Here is a 20,736-nt window from a genome sequence, read left to right as displayed (position 1 = left end):
TTCCTCTTCATAGCCGATTAGATAGTGTTGATTCACCATATAGAATATGATTTGTAGATAATTATATGCATCCCCTGAACAATAGTCAATAGTCTGACAAAGAAACTGTCTGAGAAATTATTCCGGTAACCGTTTAGGGGGCGAGAGAAAGTCCATGAACAAGCATTGATGACAGCGATTGCCCAGGACATAAAAAAGATTGCCAACCACCTAGCCAGAAAGGCAGGATAGTAGGCAATCTTATTTTTTACTAATGTTGGGTGGCTCATTTCCAATGATGACTACATTTTCCAACCAGAAATGGGGTTCCCCAACAATCTGAAGCTTGCCCCACGATGGGGCAAGCTTCTTGGAACGCGAACGATTTACGCGTTTACTTTTGTTTTTGCTGCTGTTGCCAGATCGTTGAACGCTTTGGAATCGTTCACTGCAAGGTCAGCCAAGATTTTACGGTTGATGTCGATACCAGCCAATTTCAGGCCATGCATCAATTTGCTGTAGCTCAGGCCGTTTTGACGAGCGCCTGCATTGATACGTGTAATCCACAGTCTGCGGAAATTACGTTTTGTTTGACGACGGTCACGGTAAGCATAGACCAAAGATTTCATTACTTGTTCTTTGGCAGTTTTAAATAATCTATGTTTAGAACCGAAATAACCTTTTGCTAGTTTTAAGATTTTCTTGCGACGATGAGCGCGAACGAATCCGCCCTTGACTCTTGCCATTGTCAACTACCTCCTAGAATGTATAAATAATAATCAAAGCGAAATTAGATGTTAGCTAGTTGTTGTTTCAGGCGTTTGAAATCGCCTTTTGCCATAACTGGGTTTGTTCCCAGAACGCGTTTTTGACGTGCGGATTTACCAGACAACAAATGGTTCTTGCCTGATTTATATCTTTTCACTTTACCTGTGCCGGTAACTTTGAAACGATCTTTCAAGCTGCTGTGTGTTTTCATTTTTGGCATGTTGGTGTTCCTCCTAATTTAGTAAACTCGCCTAGGTCGTAGCTTTCGGCGTTAAGATCATGATCATGCTTCTTCCCTCAAGCTTAGGAGCGCGCTCCTGCGAGGAAATTTCAGCAGTTTCGGTAGCCAGTCGTTCAAGCACTCTGCGACCGATTTCTGCATGGGCGATTTCACGACCACGGAAACGAACGCTTGCTTTTACTTTATCCCCTTCACCGAGGAACTTCACTGCATTGCGAAGCTTCGTTTGGAAGTCATGCTCATCAATTGTCGCGCTTAAGCGGATTTCTTTGATGTCAACGATCTTCTGATTTTTACGAGCTTCTTTTTCTTTCTTCTGTGTTTCATAACGAAATTTACCGTAATCCATAATGCGGCACACAGGCGGCTTAGCCGTCGGAGCAACATTCACCAAATCCAAGTTGGCATCGACTGCAATTTGAAGAGCTTCGCGAATCGGTGTAATACCGAGTTGTTCTCCATCCGCCCCAATCAGGCGTACTTCTTTCACGCGAATCTCGTCATTGATCATATGGTCTTTGCTAATCGTGTTCCACCTCCACAAAATATGTAACTATCCATATAAAAAAGATGCGGGCCCAAGGGCCCACATCTTCATCAACAACAGGTTTATACAAACCTATCACACATACTTGATGATCATTTCGGACCAGCCAACAGTTGTCGGTCAGGTGAGAAGCGGGCGCCTCTGCTTTTACTTGATATACTATATCACTTCATTTTTCGAATGTCAACTAGCTTGCTTGTTTTTTCATTTCGTCCATACGAATGACGCGTGTATGCTCTGTGTGGCTCCATTGCTTATTGTTTTGCGTGAAGAACGCATAGAACGTGATCGGCCACCAGGACAGCATAAATAGAGGATATAGAATCAAGTATTTATACGTTTTCCCATTCGCTTTTTCAATCAGCATGGACAACGGTAGAAGCACGTAGATCGCAATACTTATTGTGTTCAAAAATATAGGATTTATATCGAACAGTAAGGACGAATTCGCCCAACCTGGCATTATCGCTCTGATCCAAAGCAGAATAGTGAGAATTGAGCCAAAAAAGAAGTTGTAAACGTTAGCGGAGTAAATCGCAGCGTCAATTTTGACCCAACTGCCTTCTTTAATCCCTTGCCACAATAACGGGAAAAAGAAACGTTTGGCTACTTCAAAATGCCCTTGCATCCAACGCAAACGTTGTTTAGCCGAAGCCGTGAAAGTCAAAGGCTTCTCGTCATAAACCTTCGTGTCATAGTTATAAGTCGGTTTGATACCAAGCTGAATGCATCGCATAGAGAATTCTAAATCCTCTACCAAACTCGTTGCTCCCCACCCAATCTGCTTAAGCAAACCGGATTCAAAACACATCCCTGTGCCGCCAAGAAAATTCGCAAGCCCTAAATTCGTACGAGGCGTTTGCACAAAACGGTTTGCGTAGAAGTACGAAATGGCAAAGGAGCCTGTAACCCAAGAATCATTTGGATTCTTCGTATCGAGATAAGCTTGAATCACGCGGGAACCCGAACACAAATCGTTGTTCATATGGATTAAAAAATCGGGACTAACGAGGTTATCGGCATCGAACATGACGATCCCATCGTATTGACGCTCACGTTTCCATAGCTCTTTGAGCATCCATTCAATGGCGTAGCCTTTACCTCTTAGATTGGGATTATGGCGTTCCATGGCGTACACACCGTGATTGCGCGTGATGTCTGCTGTACGATCCGTACAGTTATCGCAAATAACAAAAATATCATAAAGCTCTTTGGGGTACTCTAACGACTTGAGGTTTTCGATAAGCGCTCCAACGACTTGCTCCTCATTGTGAGCGGCGACCAACACAGCAAATGTTTTTTGCGGTGGGAATTGCGGCTTGTTTTTAGGGCGATACCATCCAAAGAATGTCAATAGCAATTGATAAGCTCCGATAAAAGCTAAGCATAGTTGTAAAATAAGCATAGTTTTGTCCAGCATGAAACAAAGTCCCCCTTTTTGTTTAAGCACATTAGCTCTCTATTTGTACGCCGTATGCGCAGTTATGTACAGGTGAATAACCGTTCTTGATTTTCCTCTCTTTCCCCCGATTTGTCAAAGTCTACAAAAGCGAGAATAAGCCAGTTCTTTCAGGTTTAAGGGGAAAGCGCAAGAGTAGAGCAGTATGTGCTCGATATCAGATCGTTAAAGTCCTGTTTTCATCGTTTTTCATTATATTGTGTACCAAAACTTCACCGTTTAGACGAACAAATGCGGTCGGAAATTATTATAATGCAGTTCTAAGGCGAAAAACAACTTCTGTTAAACCGTTAGATTACCTAACCATTCGCGATGAAGCGCCATGTAAGTCATTTGGCAATAAAGGGTTACTCGCCTCTTGGTAGCTTTCGTACAGCTTATTAAAAATTTGATCCCATGATTGCTGCAGCGCATAAGCTCTACCTGCTTTTGCCAAAGTAAGACGCGTTTCGAGCGATTCATACAACCTTCTCACCGCGACAACAAAAGCTGACACATCGCCAGGGGGGCAGAGTAAACCTGTCACTTCATCCTCAATAGTATCCATTACCCCGCCTGAGGCGACTCCTATGACAGCAGTTCCAGCTGCCATGGACTCCAGTACAACATTGCCAAAAGTTTCCGTTGCCGAAGGGAAAATGAAAAGATCCGCAGCCGCATATAGGTCAGCCAGTGCTTTTCCCTCTACAAAGCCTGTGAAGGTAACCCCTTCTTGGTCTCCGTAACCTTCGCGCAGTGACGCGGCTGATGGTCCGTCACCAGCAATGATCAAGTGACAGTTACTCCGTATAGTTACTGGTAGTGCCGCAAAAGTCTCAAGGGCAATTTCAACGCTTTTCTCCGGCGCTAGTCTCCCTACATAGAGTAAGACGAATTTGGAAGCCTCTACCCCTCGCGAAGAAAGCACCTCATGCCGTTCAACCTCAGGATGAAATCGGCCGGCATCTACGCCACGACTCCAAATTTCCAAATTCCGCAGCCCTTTGGCTTCCAAATGATGCAAAGTGGACTCTGAAGGCACATACACCTTGCGACAGCTTTGGTGAAACCACTGCATATACTTCCATAACGTGGGTTCAACCCATGGGATTTTATAATGGCTTAAGTACTGATCGAAATGAGTATGATAGGAGGCGACCAAGGGGATTCCGTGCTTACGCGCATAGTACAAACCAAAAAGTCCCAGGTTAAACGGTGTTGCGCAGTGGATAATGGTAGGTTGGAACGCATGGAGAGATTTACGGATATACAGGGGGTTGGGGATAGCAAGCCGACATTCGGGGTACAATAAAAAGGGAATACTGTAAAAACGTTCTACACGGAACGGATCAGGGTCTCCCTCTGTCATACTAGTAGGAGCAAAAACTTTACACTCTACACCTTTGGATTCCAGAAACCGCGTCCATCTTCCGAGCGTTTTCGACACGCCGTTCACATCCGGAAGGAACGTATCTGTAAACAAGGCAATTCTCATTCCGTCAGCCCCTTTACCTTCAATTCCCTTATCCCCCCCCATGCTAGCATGGAATTGTTAACGTTAGATCAAAGGAAAGTAAAATTGGAATTTCGAAAAATTTGTTATAGCGTTAATGTTCTTTTAATAAATGCACTCTACAATATTAATTATGAAAGTATCAAAAAGCTTACGAAGGAGGCTGCCATCATGAGCAAAGTCGTCCACTGGCTTCAGCATCATGAAACGCGAATGTTCTGCTTTGTGAATCAACGTATCCAGCACTCTTTCCTCGATCATTTATTTTCTAAAATCACACATTTAGGCGGAGCTACAGCAACGATTGTTATCTCTCTGTGCTTTGCTTTATTCGGTCAAGGAACAATGCGCACGGCTGGCATTCAGGCGTTAATCGCCCTCACAATCAGTCATATCCCAGTTGCCATTATTAAAAAGAAATATCCGCGACTGCGCCCATATCTGGTGCTCCCACAGACAATCATTGGGAAAAATCCACTGACAGATCATTCCTTCCCATCAGGACATACAACGGCCATTTTTTCCATCCTCATTCCTTTCGTTGCAGCTATGCCGATTCTTGGACTTATTCTCATTCCCATTGCTCTAATCGTTGGAATATCGCGTATTTACTTAGGGCTGCACTATCCTTCCGACTGCCTGGCAGGCTGCTTCATCGGAACGACTGCTGCTCTGGGGACAGTAGCTTTCTGGGGGTAAACCGAAATGGATGTTACGTACGAAAAAAAACGAATTCTTATTTTATCCGAAGGTTTCGGGGCTGGCCATACACAGGCCGCTCTCGCCTTATCGGTTTCTTTGGAGCAGCGCTGCTCAGATATTGAGACACGCGTGTTGGAGCTTGGCGCATTCCTGCATCCAACGCTGGCGCCTTGGATTTTCCACGCTTACAAGAAGACGGTCATCTCACAACCCAAACTCTATGGAAAACTGTACAAATCCCAATATAAGAAATCATTAAATCGTTTGACACAGATGGCTCTTCATCGCATTTTCTATGCACAAACAGCAGCGATTATTCAGCAATGGGCCCCGCAGGCCATCGTTTGTACACATCCATTCCCCAATGTCGTCGTCTCCCGACTGAAAAGAGCTGGTCTTTCCATCCCTCTTTGCACGGTTATAACGGATTACGACGTTCATGGCACTTGGGTAAGCGATGAAGTCAATAAGTATTTGGTCTCTACAGAAGATGTCAAAAACAAGCTGCTTGGACGAGGCATAGCGCCTGCTCAAGTCGAAATAACGGGAATACCTGTACATCCCAGCTTTCGCGAAGCGCATGATAAACCAATGATTCGAAAAGAATTTCAATTACTGCCTATGCCTACTGTACTTGTCATGGGTGGAGGATGGGGTTTAATCGGAGGCGATTCACTTAGCGAGCATTTGTTGGCATGGAGAGAAAAGATTCAGTTCTTGTTCTGCTTGGGCAACAATGAGAAAGCTATGAAAAAGCTCTCCACAGACCCTCGCTATCAGCATCCCAATATAAGACTGCTTGGATTTACCAAAGAAATCGGCAAACTCATGGAGGTTTCCGATTTACTCGTTACCAAGCCTGGGGGAATGACCTGTTCGGAAGGGCTAGCCAAATCGATTCCTATGTTGTTCTACGATCCGATTCCCGGTCAAGAGGAAGAAAATCTACATTACTTCACGGTGCAGGGTTTAGGAGAGCGGATTCGCTCCTCGGTTACAATCGAGAATTGGCTATCCATGCTCGCTGACAGATATTCGGATGTAGAAGCGCGGCGTGCTTCCATTACGCGAAAAATGCGGACATTGCCAACAACGGATTGTTCAAATGTGATCCTACAGCTATTAGGTTAAAATAAAAAAAGAGCAGGTCTAATTAGACCGCTCTTTTTTCAGATTATCCAGATGTGCTGCCAGCACTTGCTCGCCGATTACAACCTCACAACGATGAATATTCATTCCTTGCCCTGCGAATTTGGTTTCGTATTCTGTCATTACATGATCCGGATGAATACCGTCTACATGTAAATTCAGTGAAATATTGCGCATTCGCAATCCCATATCGGCAAATGAATTTAAGGAGAATTCAAACAGTGACTGCGAATCCGTTTTCAGATGAATTTCGCCGTTACTGTTCAGGATCTGTTGATATTTCTCTACAAAGCCTGAATGCGTTAATCTTCTGCGCGCATGCTTCTTCTTCGGCCAAGGATCGCTAAAATTCAAATAAATGCGTTCTAACTCTCCATCGGCAAAAGCTTCTTCAATCTGCTCGATATTAAAGAGCATTAGCTTCAAATTCGGAATATTTAGTATTTCATCTTGGCTATCATTCTCACTACCAGTATCGCTGATTTTGTGAGCGATTTTGGCCTTTTCACTAGCTTTGCGAATGAGTTCATCGTACATATCAACACCAATAAAATTAATATTCGGATACTTTCGGCTCATCTCACTAATAAAACGACCTTTGCCCATGCCTAGCTCAGCATGGATAGGATTATTATTTCCGAAAAGCTCGGACCATTTGCCTTTGTAATCCTTCGCATTCAAAACGACAAGTTCTGTCTGCCGTTCAATGTCTTCGCGAATCCCTTTTCTTCCCCGTAACCGCATCTATATTTGCCTCCCTAGAGTGTTTTGCGTAGCAAAACTGGCTTCGTAAGCATACGCTGAGTTTTCGCCTTGAAAAACTCACATCGTAAGGATAAGCCTTCACAAGCTATCGAATACAAATCATAGACGATTCTCGGCAAAAAATCAAAAAAATTTACATACGCTTAGTTTGACGATCTAGCCATTACTTTATGAATGCTAGATAACAGCAGATCAAGTTAAACAAAGAAAGAAGCGTCCCCCTTGAAATGGAAGACGCTCTTCATGTTACCTACAGCTTAGGGCTTCTTATAGCTTAGTCTCTAGTTCTTGTTCTATTATTTCCTCGTAAGCCAGCAAGACCCAGCAAACCAACAAGACCTAACCAACCCCAATTCGTACCTCTGGTGGTAGCAGCAGTGTTCGCGTAGGCACGATAGGAGGAAGTATCATAATTACCATCGTGGTTTTTAACCCCTGCCCCTGTCGTACTCATTCGGTCTAGCATGTTATTACTGTAACCTTTGATTTGATCCTTAACACCTGTGTTGTAAGGAGTCGAATAAGTGCTTGTGCCTGTTCCATTGTACGCGTTCCCTTTATACGTGCCTGGGCTCGTTTTACCCGTCGTATCGGTACCGGCACTATACCCTGTTCCCGCAGTGCCTGTACCATAACCTGTCCCCGTTGTTCCCGTACCATACCCTGTCCCCACAGTGGCGTCGTAATTGCTCCCTGTATACGTCGATGGTGTCGTAGTCCCCGTTCCGTAGGTTCCTGTCAAACCTCCCGTTGTTCCTCCTAATCCCATGTTGGACGAAGACGTACTAGTCGTCCCTGTGTAGCTATTCATCCCCGAGCTTCCGCTTGACGTGCTGGCAGTATTTGCATGTGCGCCGACCGCGCCAAAACTCAAAGCCGTAGTTAAAGCGACTGCTAATGTTACCGTACGAAGCTTTTTCATGGAGAATCCCCTCTCGCACTTGTAATGTGATACAAAGTTATCATGCTCCTTAGATGCCGCTTTTAACGGGGGACTTACTGGAAAGGCAGGGGGTCGCTTTCATGAATGATTTTCGCTACAATAGTTTAGGAAAGGAGCACGACCTTAGATGAATACTCTAACTCAGGAATCTCCTCTGTTATGGGGGGACAAACGTTTCCATACATGGAATTATGAAATGCGTGATGTCTTTGGCGGAAAAGTGTTTAAAGTCATGCTCGATGCAGGCTTTACATGTCCGAATAGGGACGGAAATATCGCAACAGGCGGATGCACCTTTTGCAGTGCGCGGGGGTCTGGGGATTTCGCGGGAAGCCGCCGCGATGATCTTGTCACACAGTTTAATAACATTCGAGACTCACAGCATCAAAAATGGCCGGAAGCCAAATATATCGGTTACTTTCAGGCTTATACCAATACTTATGCGCCTGTAGAGCAATTGCGCGAATATTATGAGGTCATCCTCCAGCAACCCGGCGTTGTCGGTTTATCCATCGCGACCAGACCTGATTGCTTGCCTGACGATGTTATCGAATACTTGGCAGAGTTAAATCAGCGTACTTACCTTTGGGTCGAGATGGGTCTGCAAACCGTACACGAATCCACTTCAGAGTTGATTAACCGCGCCCATGACACGCAGTGCTATTTGGATGCTGTTGCTAAGCTCAGGAAGCACAATATTCGCACCTGCGCACACATCATATATGGTTTACCCGGGGAAACGCATGAAATGATGCTGGACACTGGACGCGCTGTCGCTCAAATGGACGTTCAGGGTATCAAAATTCATTTGCTTCATCTAATGCGCAAAACGCCTATGGTTAAACAATACGAAGCAGGGCTGCTTCAATTCCTTGAAAAGGATGAGTATGTAGACCTAGTCATCGACACGTTGGAGACATTGCCCCCCGAAATGATTGTCCACCGTCTTACAGGGGATGCCCCTCGTGACTTGCTGATTGGCCCCATGTGGAGTCTTAAGAAATGGGAAGTACTGAACGCTTTTGACGCGGAATTAAAACGCAGAAGTTCTTGGCAAGGCAAACATTGGAAGGGTAAACAAGAGGGCTTCTTCGCTTAAATTGTCCAGGCCTTGAAGAAAAATGATAAATCGTATGGAGGCCATTCGTAGTATGGGGTTTGTTTCTGTTTTGAGCTTCGCTCATCAATTGATTAGTCAGCGAGCACAATCTGGCGATACCGTTGTCGATGCGACACTAGGCAACGGGGTGGATGCTTTATTCTTGGCGAAGCTGGTCGGGCGCCGCGGCAGTGTATACGGCTTCGATATTCAGCAGCAAGCGCTGGATCAAACAAGGATGCGTCTGGAGAAAGAGCTTTCAGACGCATCTTCTTGCGTTCACATGAGCCTGTGCAGTCACGAGCTTATGGAAAAGGTGGTACCACTGACGCAGCATGGCAAAGTCGCCGCGGTAAGCTTCAACCTCGGCTATTTGCCCGGCGCCGATCCACATACCATTACTACGCAGGAATCAACGATCCCTGCTCTTGAATCCGCCCTTCGTTTACTGCGTAAGGGCGGTGTAACAACCATCGTGCTGTACAGCGGGCACGATGGCGGAGCGCAAGAAGCCAGCGCTGTTGAGCAGTGGGCGCGGGATCTTCCGCTAGCGTCTTTTCAGGTGCTGCGCTATCAATTTGCTAATACCAACCTGAACGCTCCCTACTTGTTAGCTGTAGAAAAAAGATAGACATGATATAATGCAAAGGAGCTTGTATAAGCTTTTTAGGATAGGAGAACTTATAGAAAGTAGGGAGAGCATTGAAATCATACCCGCTTCAATTTCAACCTGAAATGAAAGAACGTGTCTGGGGAGGGAGAACCCTAGAGAAGTTTGGTTTCCAGCTACCAGAAGGAGCCATTGGCGAAGGCTGGATGATCGGCGACCATCCGAATGGGACAACGAAGGTTATCAATGGAGAACTTGCAGGCCTTGGACTTGACGAAATTCGTGAGCAATATGGCAGCACACTGTTTGGTTCCAAAGGATTTTCTGAAAAAAATGGCCGTTTCCCGCTTCTAATTAAATTATTGGATTGTGAAGATGACCTTTCCGTTCAAGTACACCCGAACGATCATTATAAGAATCTTGCGGCTGGCGAGCTAGGCAAAACCGAAATGTGGTACATCTTGGACGCAAAGCCCGGCGCTAAAATTATATATGGGATGAAGGACGGCGTCACGCGAGAAAGCCTTGCACAAGCAATTGCCGAGAATCGCATCTTGGACTGTTTGCAAGAGGTTCCTGTTGAAGCAGGGGATTCCTTCTATATTCCGGCTGGAACGGTTCACGCGTTAGGCGCAGGCGTTCTTGTTGCCGAAATTCAGCAAAACTCCGATACGACATATCGTTTATACGATTATAATCGTCCAGGCCTCGACGGTAAGCCTCGCGCACTTCATATTGAAGATTCCTTAAATGTAATTGCCTATGAAGGTTCCGGCTCTACCTTTATGAAAACAGATATGAGCGAAGCTAGCACATGGCTTACTCTTGCTCAATCTCCCTTTTTCACGGTGGAGAAAGGACTTGTAGGACCAAAATGGGAACTACAAACATCCCCAGAGAGCTTTGTTATTCTTGTCATCGCTGACGGCAATGGCACACTGGCCTGGGCAGATGGCAGCATCTCTACGAAGCCTGGCGATTGCTTCTTGCTTCCTGCCAATCTTGGCAGCTATTCGCTTGAGGGAAGCATGACGGTTATTCGCAGCTACCTTCCTTAACCGCTGTTACATCATTTGTACGTAGAAAAAGGCTTCCTTCCACATCTTTCAAAGATGCGAGAGGGAAGCCTCTTACTGTTTGCTAAGTTTATGCTTACTCTTCGGATAAACTACTTTCCTTCAGAATCACGTCATGCGCTCCGCCTTCAACAAGGCTTGTTCCGGAAACGAGCGTAATTCTTGCATTTCGTTTCAGCTCTTCAATGCTAAGGGAACCACAGTTGCACATTGTAGATTTCATTTTACCAATCGTCTTGTCCAAGTTCTCCTGCAAGCTTCCCGCATAGGGTACGTAAGAATCAACGCCTTCTTCGAACAAGAGCTTGCCTTTACCGCCAGTGTCATAACGCTGCCAATTGCGTGCGCGATTCGAGCCTTCGCCCCAATACTCTTTCACGAAGTTATTGCCCACACGCAGCTTTCTTGTCGGGCTTTCGTCAAAGCGAGCAAAATATCTGCCAAGCATAACAAAATCAGCGCCCATAGCCAAAGCAAGCGTAACATGGTAGTCATGTACAATACCACCATCGGAGCAAATTGGAATATAAGTCCCTGTTTCTTTAAAATATTGATCGCGCGCTTCCACGACTTCCATCAATGAAGAAGCTTGTCCACGACCAATCCCTTTTTGTTCACGAGTAATGCAGATGGAGCCTCCACCGATGCCTACCTTCACGAAGTCGGCACCCGACTCTACCAAGTAGAGAAAACCTTCGCGGTCAACGACGTTACCGGCTCCAATCTTCACATCGAAATTCGCCTTCACGTATTGAACCGTTTCCCGCTGCCACTCGCTGTATCCATCCGAAGAATCGATGACAAGGATATCTACGCCCGCTTCGACGAGTGCAGGCACTCTCTCCATGTAGTCCTTGGTATTGATTCCAGCTCCGACGATATAGCTTTTATTCGAGTCCAAAAGCTCCAGTGGATTCTCCTTATGCTCGTCATAATCTTTACGAAAAACGAGATACTCCAAATTCTGATTCTCATCGACGATTGGCAAGCAATTTAATTTATGTTCCCATATCAAATTGTTTGCTTCCGATAACGTAATACCCGATGCGCCATACACTAACTTCTCAAAAGGCGTCATAAAAAGCTTGATCGGTCGATCCAGCGAATCTCGGCTGATCCGATAATCGCGACCTGTTACAATGCCAAGCAATTTCCCATTCGCCGTTCCATCATGCGTAATTGCTACGGAAGAGTGACCTGTTTGCTCCTTCAACTCCAGCACGTCGCTGAGTGTATGATCTGGCGTTAAATTCGAACGGCTAACAACAAATCCGGCCTTATAACCTTTGACCTTCTTTACCATTTGAGCTTCTTGCTCAATCGATTGAGAACCGAAAATAAAAGAAATCCCCCCGGCACGTGCCAAAGCAATGGCCATACCGTCATCCGATACAGCCTGCATCACAGCAGAGGAGAATGGAATGTTCAAAGAAATAGGTGGTTCCTCACCTTTGTTAAACTTTACTAACGGTGTTTTCAAATTTACATTCGTTGGTGTACAATCCTTCGTCGTTAGATTAGGGATCAAGAGAAACTCACTGAACGTACGGGATGGTTCCATATAATACGTGGCCACTTTTAAACTTCCTCCTCATTAATTTGCGTCTGTGGGTAAATTTTTTCAATCTTATCACTGAAGCCCTGGCCGGTCAATGGATTTTTTTTACAAGCCTATGCGAATAAGGACACCGAATATGGCTGCCCTTATCTGAAATCCTTCATTTGATTCCATTACTTACTTACAAAAGCGAACAAGTTGCTACAGCAGCTCTATGTATAAATTGATTGTTACGAATATGATGATCGATGGCTACCCTTATTATTCATCCAGTTGCATGAAAAGGTAGCGTGCCGGGAAATGTAGTACTAACAGTGACCTTAATGATGTAAAAGGAGAGTCTTTCAATGAAAAAATCGCTTTTATGCCTTTCTCTCTTGCTTGCTGTCTCCCTGTCTGGCTGCGGGAAAAGCAAGTCGACACCGCCTCCGGCCGCTTCTGCAACGCCAGCGGCAACTAGCAGCGGAGCAGCCTCCAAAGTTGATGCTCAAGCCCTCTTTAAAGCAAATTGCGTGAGCTGTCATGGTGTTAACCTAGAGGGCTCCGTGGGACCTAACCTGCAGAAAGTCGGCGGTAAGCTTTCGAAGGATCAAATTACTGCAATTTTGAACAATGGTAAAGGCGCCATGCCTAGCTTCAAAGGCAGGCTTTCTGACGATGAAATCAATTCCTTGGCTGCTTGGCTCTCCGAAAAGAAATGAGTTAAAAAAGCTTCACTTTCCCTGTCGGAAAGCGAAGCTTTTTGGGGTTATAGGGCCACCACTTGGTGCAGCGGCATGGTGTAGTAGCTTGCCGATTCCTTGGCATCCGGTGGAAAGTGCACGACAAGCAGCTCTTTGCTGCTTTCGTCGATCTCCCCGCTTTGCAGATACGTCTGCAAAGCGAACGGGAGCACCTCCAGCATGACATGCTTATGGAGGTCTTTTTCAGTGATACGGAGACGATGAAAGTCGCCGTCCACGAGCTCCGGCTGGTCAGCAAGCAACCGAAGGTAAGCGGACTGCTCGGATTTCCCCAAAGTGAAGTCCCACCAAATTTTGCGGGGTTTATATTTATGACCCAAGAAATAGTCCAGTTTCATAAGTCCTTCAATGACTTGCCAGTTAGGTGTTCCTCTGAAATGCAGGAAATCGCGCAAACGAGTGAACAGATCCTCGAGCTGATGCCCGATCCTTTGCCAGCCACGCTCTTCCCAGTAATCGCCGAATTCTTGAAAGAAATCAAAAGCGGATGCGAACTCGCGAGCGATCAAATATTTGACCGTATGATCCATGCGATGCGCGTTCCAGAATTTCTCAAGCACATCTTCGACCCGTTTGATCCGAATAATATCCGTAAACGGCAAAATGTCATTGCCCAGAATTTCGTAAGGCGCATTGTCCATATAAACGTAGCCGTATTTATGCGCATCGTTACGCATGCCAGTGCCACGCAGCATTTTAAGGAATCCAAGCTGCAGTTCTTCAGGACCCAAAGCAAAGACATCATTAAACGTCTTCCGGAATGAATGATAATCCTCTTCGGGTAAGCCAGCAATCAAGTCGAGATGCTGGTCAATTTTCAAGCTATCTTTTACCTTAGCTACGGTACGGCTCAGCTTGAAGAAGTTTTGCCTGCGTTGTACAAGATCATTGGTTGTATCATTCGTAGACTGTACGCCAATCTCGAACCGGAATGTGCCTGGCGGCGCATTTTCAGCCAAATAATCCAATACTTCTGGACGCATAATGTCCGCGGTAATCTCGAACTGGAACACGGTGCCTCGATGATTAGCGATAAGAAACTCGAAAATTTCCATCGCATAATCCCGCTTAATATTAAACGTTCGATCCACGAACTTAATCAGCTTCGCGCCCGAGTCGATTAAATACAGGAGATCCGCCTTCGTTCGCTCCATATCGAAATATCGCACGCCCACCTCAATACTGGAAAGGCAAAACTGGCAGGAAAACGGACAGCCCCGACTCGTTTCAAAGTAAACGACACGATTCGCTAGACTAGGTAAATCTTCAGCAAAGCGATGCGGAGATGGAATATCGTCCAGCTTCAGCTTCGGTCTGCCAGGCATAAGTACGATTTCCTCGCCTTTGCGGTAAGCTAACCCGTACACAAAATGGTATTTTTTCGTCGTAGAAATTTCCGTCAACAATTGGTGGAAGGTCTCTTCCCCTTCGCCCATGACAATGAAATCCACCTCAGGAATACGCTTCATCCAGTACTCAGTGTCGTAAGAAACCTCAGGTCCTCCAAGCATAATGAGGATATCAGGTCTAATCTTTTTAATCATTTTAATAATCGTAATCGTTTCTTCAATGTTCCAAATATAACAGGAAAAGCCCAGTACATCTGGGGCTTTTTGATAAATATCTGAAACAACGTTCATGACGGGGTCTTTAATGGTATATTCCGATATTTCCACATCAAAATCCTTCTCGCAGAACGCTTTCAAATAGCGTAAAGCTAAGGATGTGTGGATGAATTTCGCGTTAAGTGTGGAAACAAGCACCTTCATCTCAAAAAAACCTCGTTCTCTTTTCGGGTTATAGTTCTACCTATTCTACACGGAAAAACTAGGAAATACAAAGGGAAGCCCTGCCAAAACCGCTAAAGAACCATATCATCATCAAGATGTGGGGCTTCATAAGGGAACTTCAAATAAGACGATTCTTCGATCGATTTCTTCCAACGCTCCGCTTGAGAATAAAGCTGGTCTTCGACCTCTTGAATTCTCAACTGCAAGTCGCCTGATCCATCAGCTCCCCCCACTTGTAAAGCCTTCTGCAGAGAGGTTCGCTCTTCAAACCATTGCGTAAGTTGATACAGTAGCATTCAGGGTTTCCACCTTTCCCTTGAGATACAGAGTTTTTATGTGTCAGTCTTCCCTTTTGGCATATAAACCATACGGCAGCGTCATTTCCTGCATCCGGTTAGGAAAGTCTCCTTTCACTTGCTTCTCTCTACGTGGTATATTGATTAGCGAACAGGAGGTCTTTACCATGCAAAAGAAACAAAATAAACCGAACCATAAACCAACTCAGAAACCAAACGTAAAAACAAACACAATAACGAACCAACTTAAAGGTAATCCAGCGTCAAATAACCGTATCTATACGGTAAAAGAACCATCCGAGCTGCTGCCTTTTTTAATAAATACGCTATCCGGCCTGGGACGAAATTCCGTCAAATCCACCCTTGCCCGCGGGCAAGTATCCGTTAATGGCAAAGTAGTAACCGCCTACAACTTTCAGTTGGAAGCCGGTCAATCTGTAACCATCAGCAAGGATAAAATCATTGAGGAAGTTCCCTTGATCGGTATTGCCATTCTTCACGAAGATGAAGATATTATCGTTGTAAAAAAAGATGCCGGACTACTTTCTATTGCAACGAACACGCAAGAAAATGAAGTGACTGCCTATAGACAGCTAACAGCGCATGTGCGAAATCATGATCCGAAGAGTCGGATTTTCGTCGTACACCGCTTGGATCGAGATACGTCAGGCGTCATGATGTTCGCCAAGAGCGAGAAGGTTCAACAGCATTTGCAGAACACCTGGCAGGATTCCGTGACGGAACGCACCTACGTAGCCCTTGTAGAAGGAACCGTTAAAAAACCAACAGGCACCATCACCTCTTGGCTCAAAGAAAATCCGAAATCGCTGAAGGTTTACTCTAGTCCCTATCCGAATGACGGCCAAAAGGCTATTACCCACTACAAAACGATGCAATCCGATCGAAGCTTTTCGCTTCTTGAGGTTAATCTAGAGACTGGAAGGAAGAATCAGATTCGCGTTCATATGCAGGAAATCGGACACCCCGTTGTTGGGGACAGAAAATATGGTTCAAAATCCAAAGTTATCGGCGGTCGTCTCGGTCTCCATGCCCGCGTGTTAGCTTTCGTTCATCCGACATCTGACAAGCCGATGCGGTTTGAAACAGATATCCCGAAAAGCTTTTTAAGGGTATTTCGGATCGATGCTCCACCTGTAAAATGAAAATGAACGTTTTCAATGACGTATGAAAAAAGCCATCCTGCCCAGTGAAATTGCAGGATGGCTCTTCTTTTTATTTCAGCAGCGCTGCATAGTCCATCTGCGGAACCAGCCCTTCTTTAGCTGCCCGCTCAAGCAAGGTCGTGACGGCTCCATAGCCGCTTTCGCCCAAGTTCGCGGTGAACTCATTCACATAAAGATCGATGTGGGCCTGCGCAACCTCGGGGTTCATTTCCTGCGCATGCTGCATCACATAATCGCGAGAAGCTTCTGGATGCGCCCACGCGTATTCAACCGAGGCGCGGGCCCAGCCCGCAAGCGCCTCAAGGTCCATCGAGCGATGGGCAATAATTGCGCCAAGCGGAATCGGCAATCCCGTGTCGGATTCCCACCAGTTTCCGAGATCGGTAAGCAGCGATAAGTTGTAAGAAGGATAAGTAAAGCGCGCCTCATGAATAACGAGACCAGCGTCGATACGACCATCACGCACAGCAGGCATAATTTCGTGAAACGGCATAACGACTATTTCTCCGACGCCGCCGGGCACATGTTGTGCTGCCCACAGCCGGAACAACAGATACGCCGTTGACCGTTCGCTCGGTACAGCAACACGACGGCCAGTCAATTGAGTGGGATCGGAGGCACTAGATCCGCTGTTTTTCGTCAAAACCAGTGGTCCGCAGCCCCTCCCCAGCGCACCGCCACAAGGCAGCAGGGCATAATCCTTCAGCACCCATGGCAGCGCTGCATAAGAGATTTTCAACACTTCAGGTCCTGTGCCTTCAGCGGCCAAGCGATTGGTGATATCGATATCGGCATATAAGACATCCAGCTTAGGCGCGCCGGGGATTAACCCATGTGCCCATGCATGGAAAACAAAGGTATCGTTTGGACAAGGTGAATACGCAATTTTCATATTAAAGCACCTCCGCTAAGACTGTACTTGCTGCTTCTAAAGCTTTCAAAGCATCTCCGATCCGCCATGCGTCACGGTCCCTTGGACCAACCGCGTTCGAAATCGCGCGAATTTCTAATAATGGTATGCCATGCCTCTTTGCGGCACTGGCAATGCCAAATCCTTCCATGGCTTCGGCAGCTGCTCCCGGCACGCGTGAAGACAGTTCATCTGCGGTAGCTGCCGTCCCTGTCGCGGTCGCAACAGTGAGCACCGGCCCCGCCTGTGCATGCAGCCCTGCGGTGAGCAGTGCTTCCGTAACACTTGCTGCCAAATCAGTGGCTACATCAACGCGTGTCGAGCCGAAGCCCAGCTCGTCTAAACTGCTAAAGCCCTCCAGCGTTTGCACGCCGAGATCGGCGGCGATAATCTCGCTAGCCACGACGAGCGAGCCCACTTCTGCTCGCTCTTTGAAGCCTCCAGCGATACCTGCGATGACGACCAAATCGTACTCAGCCGCTGCCAATATTGTCGCTGCGCTAACGGCTGCGGCTACGAGACCTACGCCCGCTAAAGCCACTTCGAATCGTTTATCGCTTCCAAGCCCGCGCAAAACAGCATCCCTCTCGACCTCTACAGCTGTCATGATAAGTACACGCATATGAATGAATTCCCCTTTTTGATCATGGTTCGTATAACAACTATTTTACATGACCTCCGTTCAAATGGGAAACTTGAGCCCTCCTCTAACGATTCATCTCCCTTAGCCCTCCAAGGCCGGTCCCTTTCTTATCCGTGCTTTAGCCTTAGCTTTCCCCTCCCAGTTAACTAGAAAAATACCTACACAAATGAAGGCTCCTCCGACTCCTACCTCCCACTGCACCTTTTCGCCCAGCAGCAGCCAACTAGAAATAACACCGAATAGCGGTACTAGAAACAAAAACGCACTTGTTCTAGCCGGATCTCCATTGCGGAGTAGGTAAAACCAAACGGAGAACTGAACAATCGAGCCCATAACCGCCAACCAAAGCACAATGATGACCGAAGTTCCACTAAAGATAAAGTAAGGATGTTCCGTAAACGAACTTAATAGAAACAGTCCAATACCACCAGCAATCATTTGATAAGCGGCAAGTACGGTCATATCGAAAGCTGGACCCCATCGCTTAATGAGCAAAGTTGCTGATGCGAAGCAGAGCGCTCCTGCAAAGCTAATGAAGGTGCCCGGCTCGATGCTCATATGGAGACCGAAAGTAAAGAGGACACCGACAAAGCCAACACCCACGCCCAGCCATTGACGGCCACGATACGAAGCACCGGTGAGTAAGGTGCCGAGCACAATCACAAGCAGCGGGTTCGTACAGGTGATAATGGAAGATTCGCCTGATGTAATCCAGCGCATGCTATAGTAAGCGCAGCCCATTACACCCGCCGATTGAAATAAACCGATCACAGCTGCCTGCAGCCACTGCTTTACGCCGTGAGGTCGAGGTCTTCTGGCAACGATGATTGCCAGCAATCCTCCAGCCAGTACAAAGCGGATACCCATCAGAAAAAAAGGTGGTGCATAAGACATGCCAAGCTTACCAACTGGAAATGCAATCCCCATTAAAAATGTTGTCATAAGTATAAGGCTGATATACTTGAATTTATTCATCATAACCCTCCGCTTAACTATTCTGGTAGTTTCATTGTAGAGAAGGCAAGGTTTTCTGTATAATGATTGTTAAAGATACTTGCTATCATAAAATGTGATACCAAAACGAAAGTTCATTTGATATCGAACAGATGGAGGCTTATTTCTATGGAAAGCGCAGATTTACGCGTATTTCAAATGGTTGCTCGCGAGGGCTCGATTACCAAAGCTGCTTTGCGGTTAGGTTATGTTCAATCCAATGTGACAGCTCGCATTCAACAACTGGAGTCAGAACTGGGTACCGTACTTTTTTTCCGCCACAACCGGGGCATGACGCTCTCCTTAAGTGGTAAAACATTGCTTGCTTACACAGACAGAATCGTGGGACTTCTGGATGAGGCAACCAAAGCCCTCTCCTCCTCTAGCGAGCCAAGCGGTCCGCTTATGATCGGGTCCACACAAACAGCAGCTGCCGTCCGGCTTCCCAAGCTGCTAGCCTCATACTATGAGCAGCATCCCCATGTGCTTTTGTCTTTAACAACCGGCAGCACGCAATTTTTAATGGAAAAAGTACTCCATTATGAACTGGATGCCGCCTTCATTGGATGCCAATGCGATCACCCCGAACTGCGGTCCATTCCCGCTTTTGATGAAGAGCTCGTTATCGTCTCTACCGCTTCGGTAACGACGCTGGAGGAGGCCGTAACAAGACCGATCCTCGTGCTGAACTCAGGATGCTCCTATCGTGATGTTCTTGAGCAGTGGCTGCGCTCCAGCGGCTTAACGCAATCGATCATCATGGAATTCGGCATGCTTGAAGCGATTATTGGGGGCGTGTCAGCGGGACTGGGCATTTCACTTTTGCCCAAAACCGTCATTCATAAACAAGAGGCCGAAGGCCTCGTCCGCACACATGCAATCCCCGATTCATTCAGTCATATGAAAACCGAATTCATTATGCGAAAAGACTCGTTTGTCAGCAGCGCTTTACGCGCTTTTATCGAAACGCTGCCTCATACAGAATCGTGGTGATCGCTGATTAAAATCAGTGGATCATTCTTATCATCACCGCTTTAAGCTCGATTGATCAAGCAACAAAAACTTTTCAGTTCAAATTGCTTTCGCCTTCTGCTGGGTCTCCACTCATTACATCCCGTTACAAAATATGCTATAGTTATTTTTAGCGTTTACATTATACACAGGCAGGTGAATGCCTTCAATGAGACCTCTCTTCCATCCTGCTAGAAATGATCTCGAATTATCCGCTATCCTACATGCCTTAAGTGACGAAATACGCCTTAGAGTGATTAAACGTCTCCATGACCATGGTGAACTGTTCTGCGGAGCGATTGAAAGCGATATACCTAAGTCTACCCTTTCTCATCATCTCAAGGTATTGCGTGAATCGGGCTTGGTTCACACGCGCATCGAAGGGACTCAACGATATACTTCCCTTCGCAGAGAAGACCTGCAAGCCAGGTTTCCAGGACTTCTGGATACCATCTTGCCATTAGTGCACACCTAAACACTTTCCAACCATGAAACTCATGGAGAGGGGGAAGTGTTTTTTTGTACTTAGGCATGCGTCAGGTGGACACGTTGACTAATAATTTTGTAGGAATAGGGCATCCATCCATACTCCGGCTAGATGGGTGACATATAGTAATCTTGTGAAGGGAGGGATTAGCATGAGTTGTGGTTGCGGAACAAATGTAGGTTACACCAGCACAGCTGTAGTCCTCGTTTTATACATCCTCTTAGTTATCGTTCTTAGTACTTTCGGATTTGGCTGGTAATCATTATAAAAACGGCTGAGGCGATGAATGTC

Annotated in this window: 23 protein-coding genes; 10 read left to right on the top strand and 13 right to left on the bottom strand. The window is 46.2% G+C overall.

Features of this window, described 5'->3' with window-relative positions:
• Positions 1-365: 365 nt before the first annotated feature.
• The 5 genes from rplT to GK047_RS14430 form a co-directional block, all read right to left on the bottom strand.
• The gene (gene rplT, locus GK047_RS14450) at positions 366-725 is read right to left on the bottom strand and encodes a 50S ribosomal protein L20 (RefSeq protein ID WP_163947691.1); all 360 of its coding nucleotides are present in this window, start codon (positions 723-725) and stop codon (positions 366-368) included.
• 44 nt (positions 726-769) lie between these two features.
• On the bottom strand, positions 770-967 hold the full coding sequence (rpmI, locus tag GK047_RS14445; protein WP_163947687.1) for a 50S ribosomal protein L35: 198 nt from the start codon (positions 965-967) through the stop codon (positions 770-772).
• Between the two features lie 31 nt (positions 968-998).
• On the bottom strand, positions 999-1,499 hold the full coding sequence (gene infC, locus GK047_RS14440) for a translation initiation factor IF-3 (protein WP_163947898.1): 501 nt from the start codon (positions 1,497-1,499) through the stop codon (positions 999-1,001).
• A 223-nt stretch (positions 1,500-1,722) separates the two neighbouring features.
• Complete coding sequence (locus GK047_RS14435) at positions 1,723-2,955, bottom strand: glycosyltransferase family 2 protein (protein ID WP_163947682.1); 1,233 nt, start codon at positions 2,953-2,955, stop codon at positions 1,723-1,725.
• 334 nt (positions 2,956-3,289) lie between these two features.
• Positions 3,290-4,468 carry a glycosyltransferase family 4 protein gene (locus tag GK047_RS14430; protein WP_163947680.1) on the bottom strand — a complete coding sequence of 393 codons (1,179 nt, stop codon included), beginning with the start codon at positions 4,466-4,468 and terminating at the stop codon, positions 3,290-3,292.
• A 189-nt stretch (positions 4,469-4,657) separates the two neighbouring features.
• Between GK047_RS14430 and GK047_RS14425 the strand changes: the two genes are divergently transcribed.
• Both GK047_RS14425 and GK047_RS14420 read left to right on the top strand, forming a co-directional pair.
• On the top strand, positions 4,658-5,185 hold the full coding sequence (locus tag GK047_RS14425; protein WP_163947676.1) for a phosphatase PAP2 family protein: 528 nt from the start codon (positions 4,658-4,660) through the stop codon (positions 5,183-5,185).
• 6 nt (positions 5,186-5,191) lie between these two features.
• Positions 5,192-6,319 carry an MGDG synthase family glycosyltransferase gene (locus GK047_RS14420; RefSeq protein ID WP_163947673.1) on the top strand — a complete coding sequence of 376 codons (1,128 nt, stop codon included), beginning with the start codon at positions 5,192-5,194 and terminating at the stop codon, positions 6,317-6,319.
• 18 nt (positions 6,320-6,337) lie between these two features.
• Here GK047_RS14420 and trmB read toward each other — a convergent pair whose 3' ends face one another.
• Together trmB and GK047_RS14410 are read right to left on the bottom strand one after the other, a co-directional pair.
• Positions 6,338-7,081: a tRNA (guanosine(46)-N7)-methyltransferase TrmB gene (gene trmB, locus GK047_RS14415; RefSeq protein WP_163947670.1), complete on the bottom strand. Its 744-nt coding sequence runs from the start codon at positions 7,079-7,081 to the stop codon at positions 6,338-6,340.
• Positions 7,082-7,376: 295 nt separating this feature from the next.
• Positions 7,377-8,024, bottom strand: a complete 648-nt coding sequence (locus GK047_RS14410) for a WGxxGxxG-CTERM domain-containing protein (protein ID WP_163947667.1) — start codon at positions 8,022-8,024, stop codon at positions 7,377-7,379.
• Between the two features lie 148 nt (positions 8,025-8,172).
• On the opposite strand from GK047_RS14410, the gene mnmL reads away from it, so the two are divergent.
• The 3 genes from mnmL to GK047_RS14395 all read left to right on the top strand — a co-directional run bounded on the left by mnmL (position 8,173) and on the right by GK047_RS14395 (position 10,812).
• On the top strand, positions 8,173-9,144 hold the full coding sequence (mnmL, locus tag GK047_RS14405) for a tRNA modification radical SAM protein MnmL/YtqA (protein ID WP_163947664.1): 972 nt from the start codon (positions 8,173-8,175) through the stop codon (positions 9,142-9,144).
• Between the two features lie 52 nt (positions 9,145-9,196).
• The gene (mnmM, locus tag GK047_RS14400) at positions 9,197-9,775 is read left to right on the top strand and encodes a tRNA 5-(aminomethyl)-2-thiouridylate-methyltransferase MnmM (RefSeq protein ID WP_163947660.1); all 579 of its coding nucleotides are present in this window, start codon (positions 9,197-9,199) and stop codon (positions 9,773-9,775) included.
• Positions 9,776-9,846: 71 nt separating this feature from the next.
• Complete coding sequence (locus GK047_RS14395) at positions 9,847-10,812, top strand: type I phosphomannose isomerase catalytic subunit (RefSeq protein WP_163947657.1); 966 nt, start codon at positions 9,847-9,849, stop codon at positions 10,810-10,812.
• A gap of 94 nt (positions 10,813-10,906) precedes the next feature.
• On the opposite strand, the gene GK047_RS14390 is transcribed toward GK047_RS14395, so the two are convergent.
• Complete coding sequence (locus GK047_RS14390) at positions 10,907-12,406, bottom strand: IMP dehydrogenase (protein ID WP_163947654.1); 1,500 nt, start codon at positions 12,404-12,406, stop codon at positions 10,907-10,909.
• 329 nt (positions 12,407-12,735) lie between these two features.
• Here GK047_RS14390 and GK047_RS14385 point away from each other — a divergent pair, with 329 nt between their 5' ends.
• Positions 12,736-13,089 (top strand): c-type cytochrome, encoded by a 354-nt coding sequence (locus tag GK047_RS14385; protein ID WP_163947651.1) that lies wholly within the window; start codon positions 12,736-12,738, stop codon positions 13,087-13,089.
• A 47-nt stretch (positions 13,090-13,136) separates the two neighbouring features.
• Here GK047_RS14385 and GK047_RS14380 read toward each other — a convergent pair whose 3' ends face one another.
• Both GK047_RS14380 and GK047_RS14375 read right to left on the bottom strand, forming a co-directional pair.
• On the bottom strand, positions 13,137-14,900 hold the full coding sequence (locus GK047_RS14380; protein ID WP_163947648.1) for a B12-binding domain-containing radical SAM protein: 1,764 nt from the start codon (positions 14,898-14,900) through the stop codon (positions 13,137-13,139).
• A gap of 92 nt (positions 14,901-14,992) precedes the next feature.
• Positions 14,993-15,217 (bottom strand): hypothetical protein, encoded by a 225-nt coding sequence (locus GK047_RS14375; protein WP_163947645.1) that lies wholly within the window; start codon positions 15,215-15,217, stop codon positions 14,993-14,995.
• A gap of 167 nt (positions 15,218-15,384) precedes the next feature.
• Between GK047_RS14375 and GK047_RS14370 the strand changes: the two genes are divergently transcribed.
• On the top strand, positions 15,385-16,380 hold the full coding sequence (locus GK047_RS14370; RefSeq protein ID WP_163947642.1) for an RluA family pseudouridine synthase: 996 nt from the start codon (positions 15,385-15,387) through the stop codon (positions 16,378-16,380).
• A 70-nt stretch (positions 16,381-16,450) separates the two neighbouring features.
• Here GK047_RS14370 and GK047_RS14365 read toward each other — a convergent pair whose 3' ends face one another.
• From GK047_RS14365 to GK047_RS14355, 3 genes are all read right to left on the bottom strand, one after another.
• Positions 16,451-17,293: a 1,4-dihydroxy-6-naphtoate synthase gene (locus GK047_RS14365; protein ID WP_163947640.1), complete on the bottom strand. Its 843-nt coding sequence runs from the start codon at positions 17,291-17,293 to the stop codon at positions 16,451-16,453.
• A 1-nt stretch (position 17,294) separates the two neighbouring features.
• A complete protein-coding gene (locus tag GK047_RS14360; protein ID WP_163947637.1) occupies positions 17,295-17,933 on the bottom strand; it encodes a futalosine hydrolase in 639 nt (212 codons plus the stop codon).
• Between the two features lie 102 nt (positions 17,934-18,035).
• Positions 18,036-18,929 (bottom strand): DMT family transporter, encoded by an 894-nt coding sequence (locus GK047_RS14355; protein WP_163947895.1) that lies wholly within the window; start codon positions 18,927-18,929, stop codon positions 18,036-18,038.
• Positions 18,930-19,076: 147 nt separating this feature from the next.
• On the opposite strand from GK047_RS14355, the gene GK047_RS14350 reads away from it, so the two are divergent.
• The 3 genes from GK047_RS14350 to GK047_RS29680 all read left to right on the top strand — a co-directional run bounded on the left by GK047_RS14350 (position 19,077) and on the right by GK047_RS29680 (position 20,704).
• Positions 19,077-19,940, top strand: coding sequence for a LysR family transcriptional regulator (locus GK047_RS14350; RefSeq protein ID WP_163947634.1), 864 nt, complete (start codon positions 19,077-19,079; stop codon positions 19,938-19,940).
• Between the two features lie 187 nt (positions 19,941-20,127).
• Positions 20,128-20,433, top strand: coding sequence for an ArsR/SmtB family transcription factor (locus GK047_RS14345; RefSeq protein ID WP_163947631.1), 306 nt, complete (start codon positions 20,128-20,130; stop codon positions 20,431-20,433).
• Positions 20,434-20,596: 163 nt separating this feature from the next.
• The gene (locus tag GK047_RS29680) at positions 20,597-20,704 is read left to right on the top strand and encodes a YjcZ family sporulation protein (protein ID WP_240343954.1); all 108 of its coding nucleotides are present in this window, start codon (positions 20,597-20,599) and stop codon (positions 20,702-20,704) included.
• Positions 20,705-20,736 lie beyond the last annotated feature (32 nt).

It is taken from the genome of Paenibacillus sp. SYP-B3998 (genome assembly GCF_010820665.1).
Classification (GTDB): domain Bacteria; phylum Bacillota; class Bacilli; order Paenibacillales; family NBRC-103111; genus Paenibacillus_E.
This window is presented reverse-complemented; position numbering and strand designations above follow the sequence as displayed.

Bases quoted from the DNA above. Each gene is read 5' to 3' on its own strand.
- rplT (WP_163947691.1), bottom strand. From the start codon at position 725: ATGGCAAGAGTCAAGGGCGGATTCGTTCGCGCTCATCGTCGCAAGAAA.
- rpmI (WP_163947687.1), bottom strand. From the start codon at position 967: ATGCCAAAAATGAAAACACACAGCAGCTTGAAAGATCGTTTCAAAGTT.
- infC (WP_163947898.1), bottom strand. From the start codon at position 1,499: ATGATCAATGACGAGATTCGCGTGAAAGAAGTACGCCTGATTGGGGCG.
- GK047_RS14435 (WP_163947682.1), bottom strand. From the start codon at position 2,955: ATGCTGGACAAAACTATGCTTATTTTACAACTATGCTTAGCTTTTATC.
- GK047_RS14430 (WP_163947680.1), bottom strand. From the start codon at position 4,468: ATGAGAATTGCCTTGTTTACAGATACGTTCCTTCCGGATGTGAACGGC.
- GK047_RS14425 (WP_163947676.1), top strand. From the start codon at position 4,658: ATGAGCAAAGTCGTCCACTGGCTTCAGCATCATGAAACGCGAATGTTC.
- GK047_RS14420 (WP_163947673.1), top strand. From the start codon at position 5,192: ATGGATGTTACGTACGAAAAAAAACGAATTCTTATTTTATCCGAAGGT.
- trmB (WP_163947670.1), bottom strand. From the start codon at position 7,081: ATGCGGTTACGGGGAAGAAAAGGGATTCGCGAAGACATTGAACGGCAG.
- GK047_RS14410 (WP_163947667.1), bottom strand. From the start codon at position 8,024: ATGAAAAAGCTTCGTACGGTAACATTAGCAGTCGCTTTAACTACGGCT.
- mnmL (WP_163947664.1), top strand. From the start codon at position 8,173: ATGAATACTCTAACTCAGGAATCTCCTCTGTTATGGGGGGACAAACGT.
- mnmM (WP_163947660.1), top strand. From the start codon at position 9,197: ATGGGGTTTGTTTCTGTTTTGAGCTTCGCTCATCAATTGATTAGTCAG.
- GK047_RS14385 (WP_163947651.1), top strand. From the start codon at position 12,736: ATGAAAAAATCGCTTTTATGCCTTTCTCTCTTGCTTGCTGTCTCCCTG.
- GK047_RS14380 (WP_163947648.1), bottom strand. From the start codon at position 14,900: ATGAAGGTGCTTGTTTCCACACTTAACGCGAAATTCATCCACACATCC.
- GK047_RS14375 (WP_163947645.1), bottom strand. From the start codon at position 15,217: ATGCTACTGTATCAACTTACGCAATGGTTTGAAGAGCGAACCTCTCTG.
- GK047_RS14370 (WP_163947642.1), top strand. From the start codon at position 15,385: ATGCAAAAGAAACAAAATAAACCGAACCATAAACCAACTCAGAAACCA.
- GK047_RS14365 (WP_163947640.1), bottom strand. From the start codon at position 17,293: ATGAAAATTGCGTATTCACCTTGTCCAAACGATACCTTTGTTTTCCAT.
- GK047_RS14360 (WP_163947637.1), bottom strand. From the start codon at position 17,933: ATGCGTGTACTTATCATGACAGCTGTAGAGGTCGAGAGGGATGCTGTT.
- GK047_RS14355 (WP_163947895.1), bottom strand. From the start codon at position 18,929: ATGAATAAATTCAAGTATATCAGCCTTATACTTATGACAACATTTTTA.
- GK047_RS14350 (WP_163947634.1), top strand. From the start codon at position 19,077: ATGGAAAGCGCAGATTTACGCGTATTTCAAATGGTTGCTCGCGAGGGC.
- GK047_RS14345 (WP_163947631.1), top strand. From the start codon at position 20,128: ATGAGACCTCTCTTCCATCCTGCTAGAAATGATCTCGAATTATCCGCT.
- GK047_RS29680 (WP_240343954.1), top strand. From the start codon at position 20,597: ATGAGTTGTGGTTGCGGAACAAATGTAGGTTACACCAGCACAGCTGTA.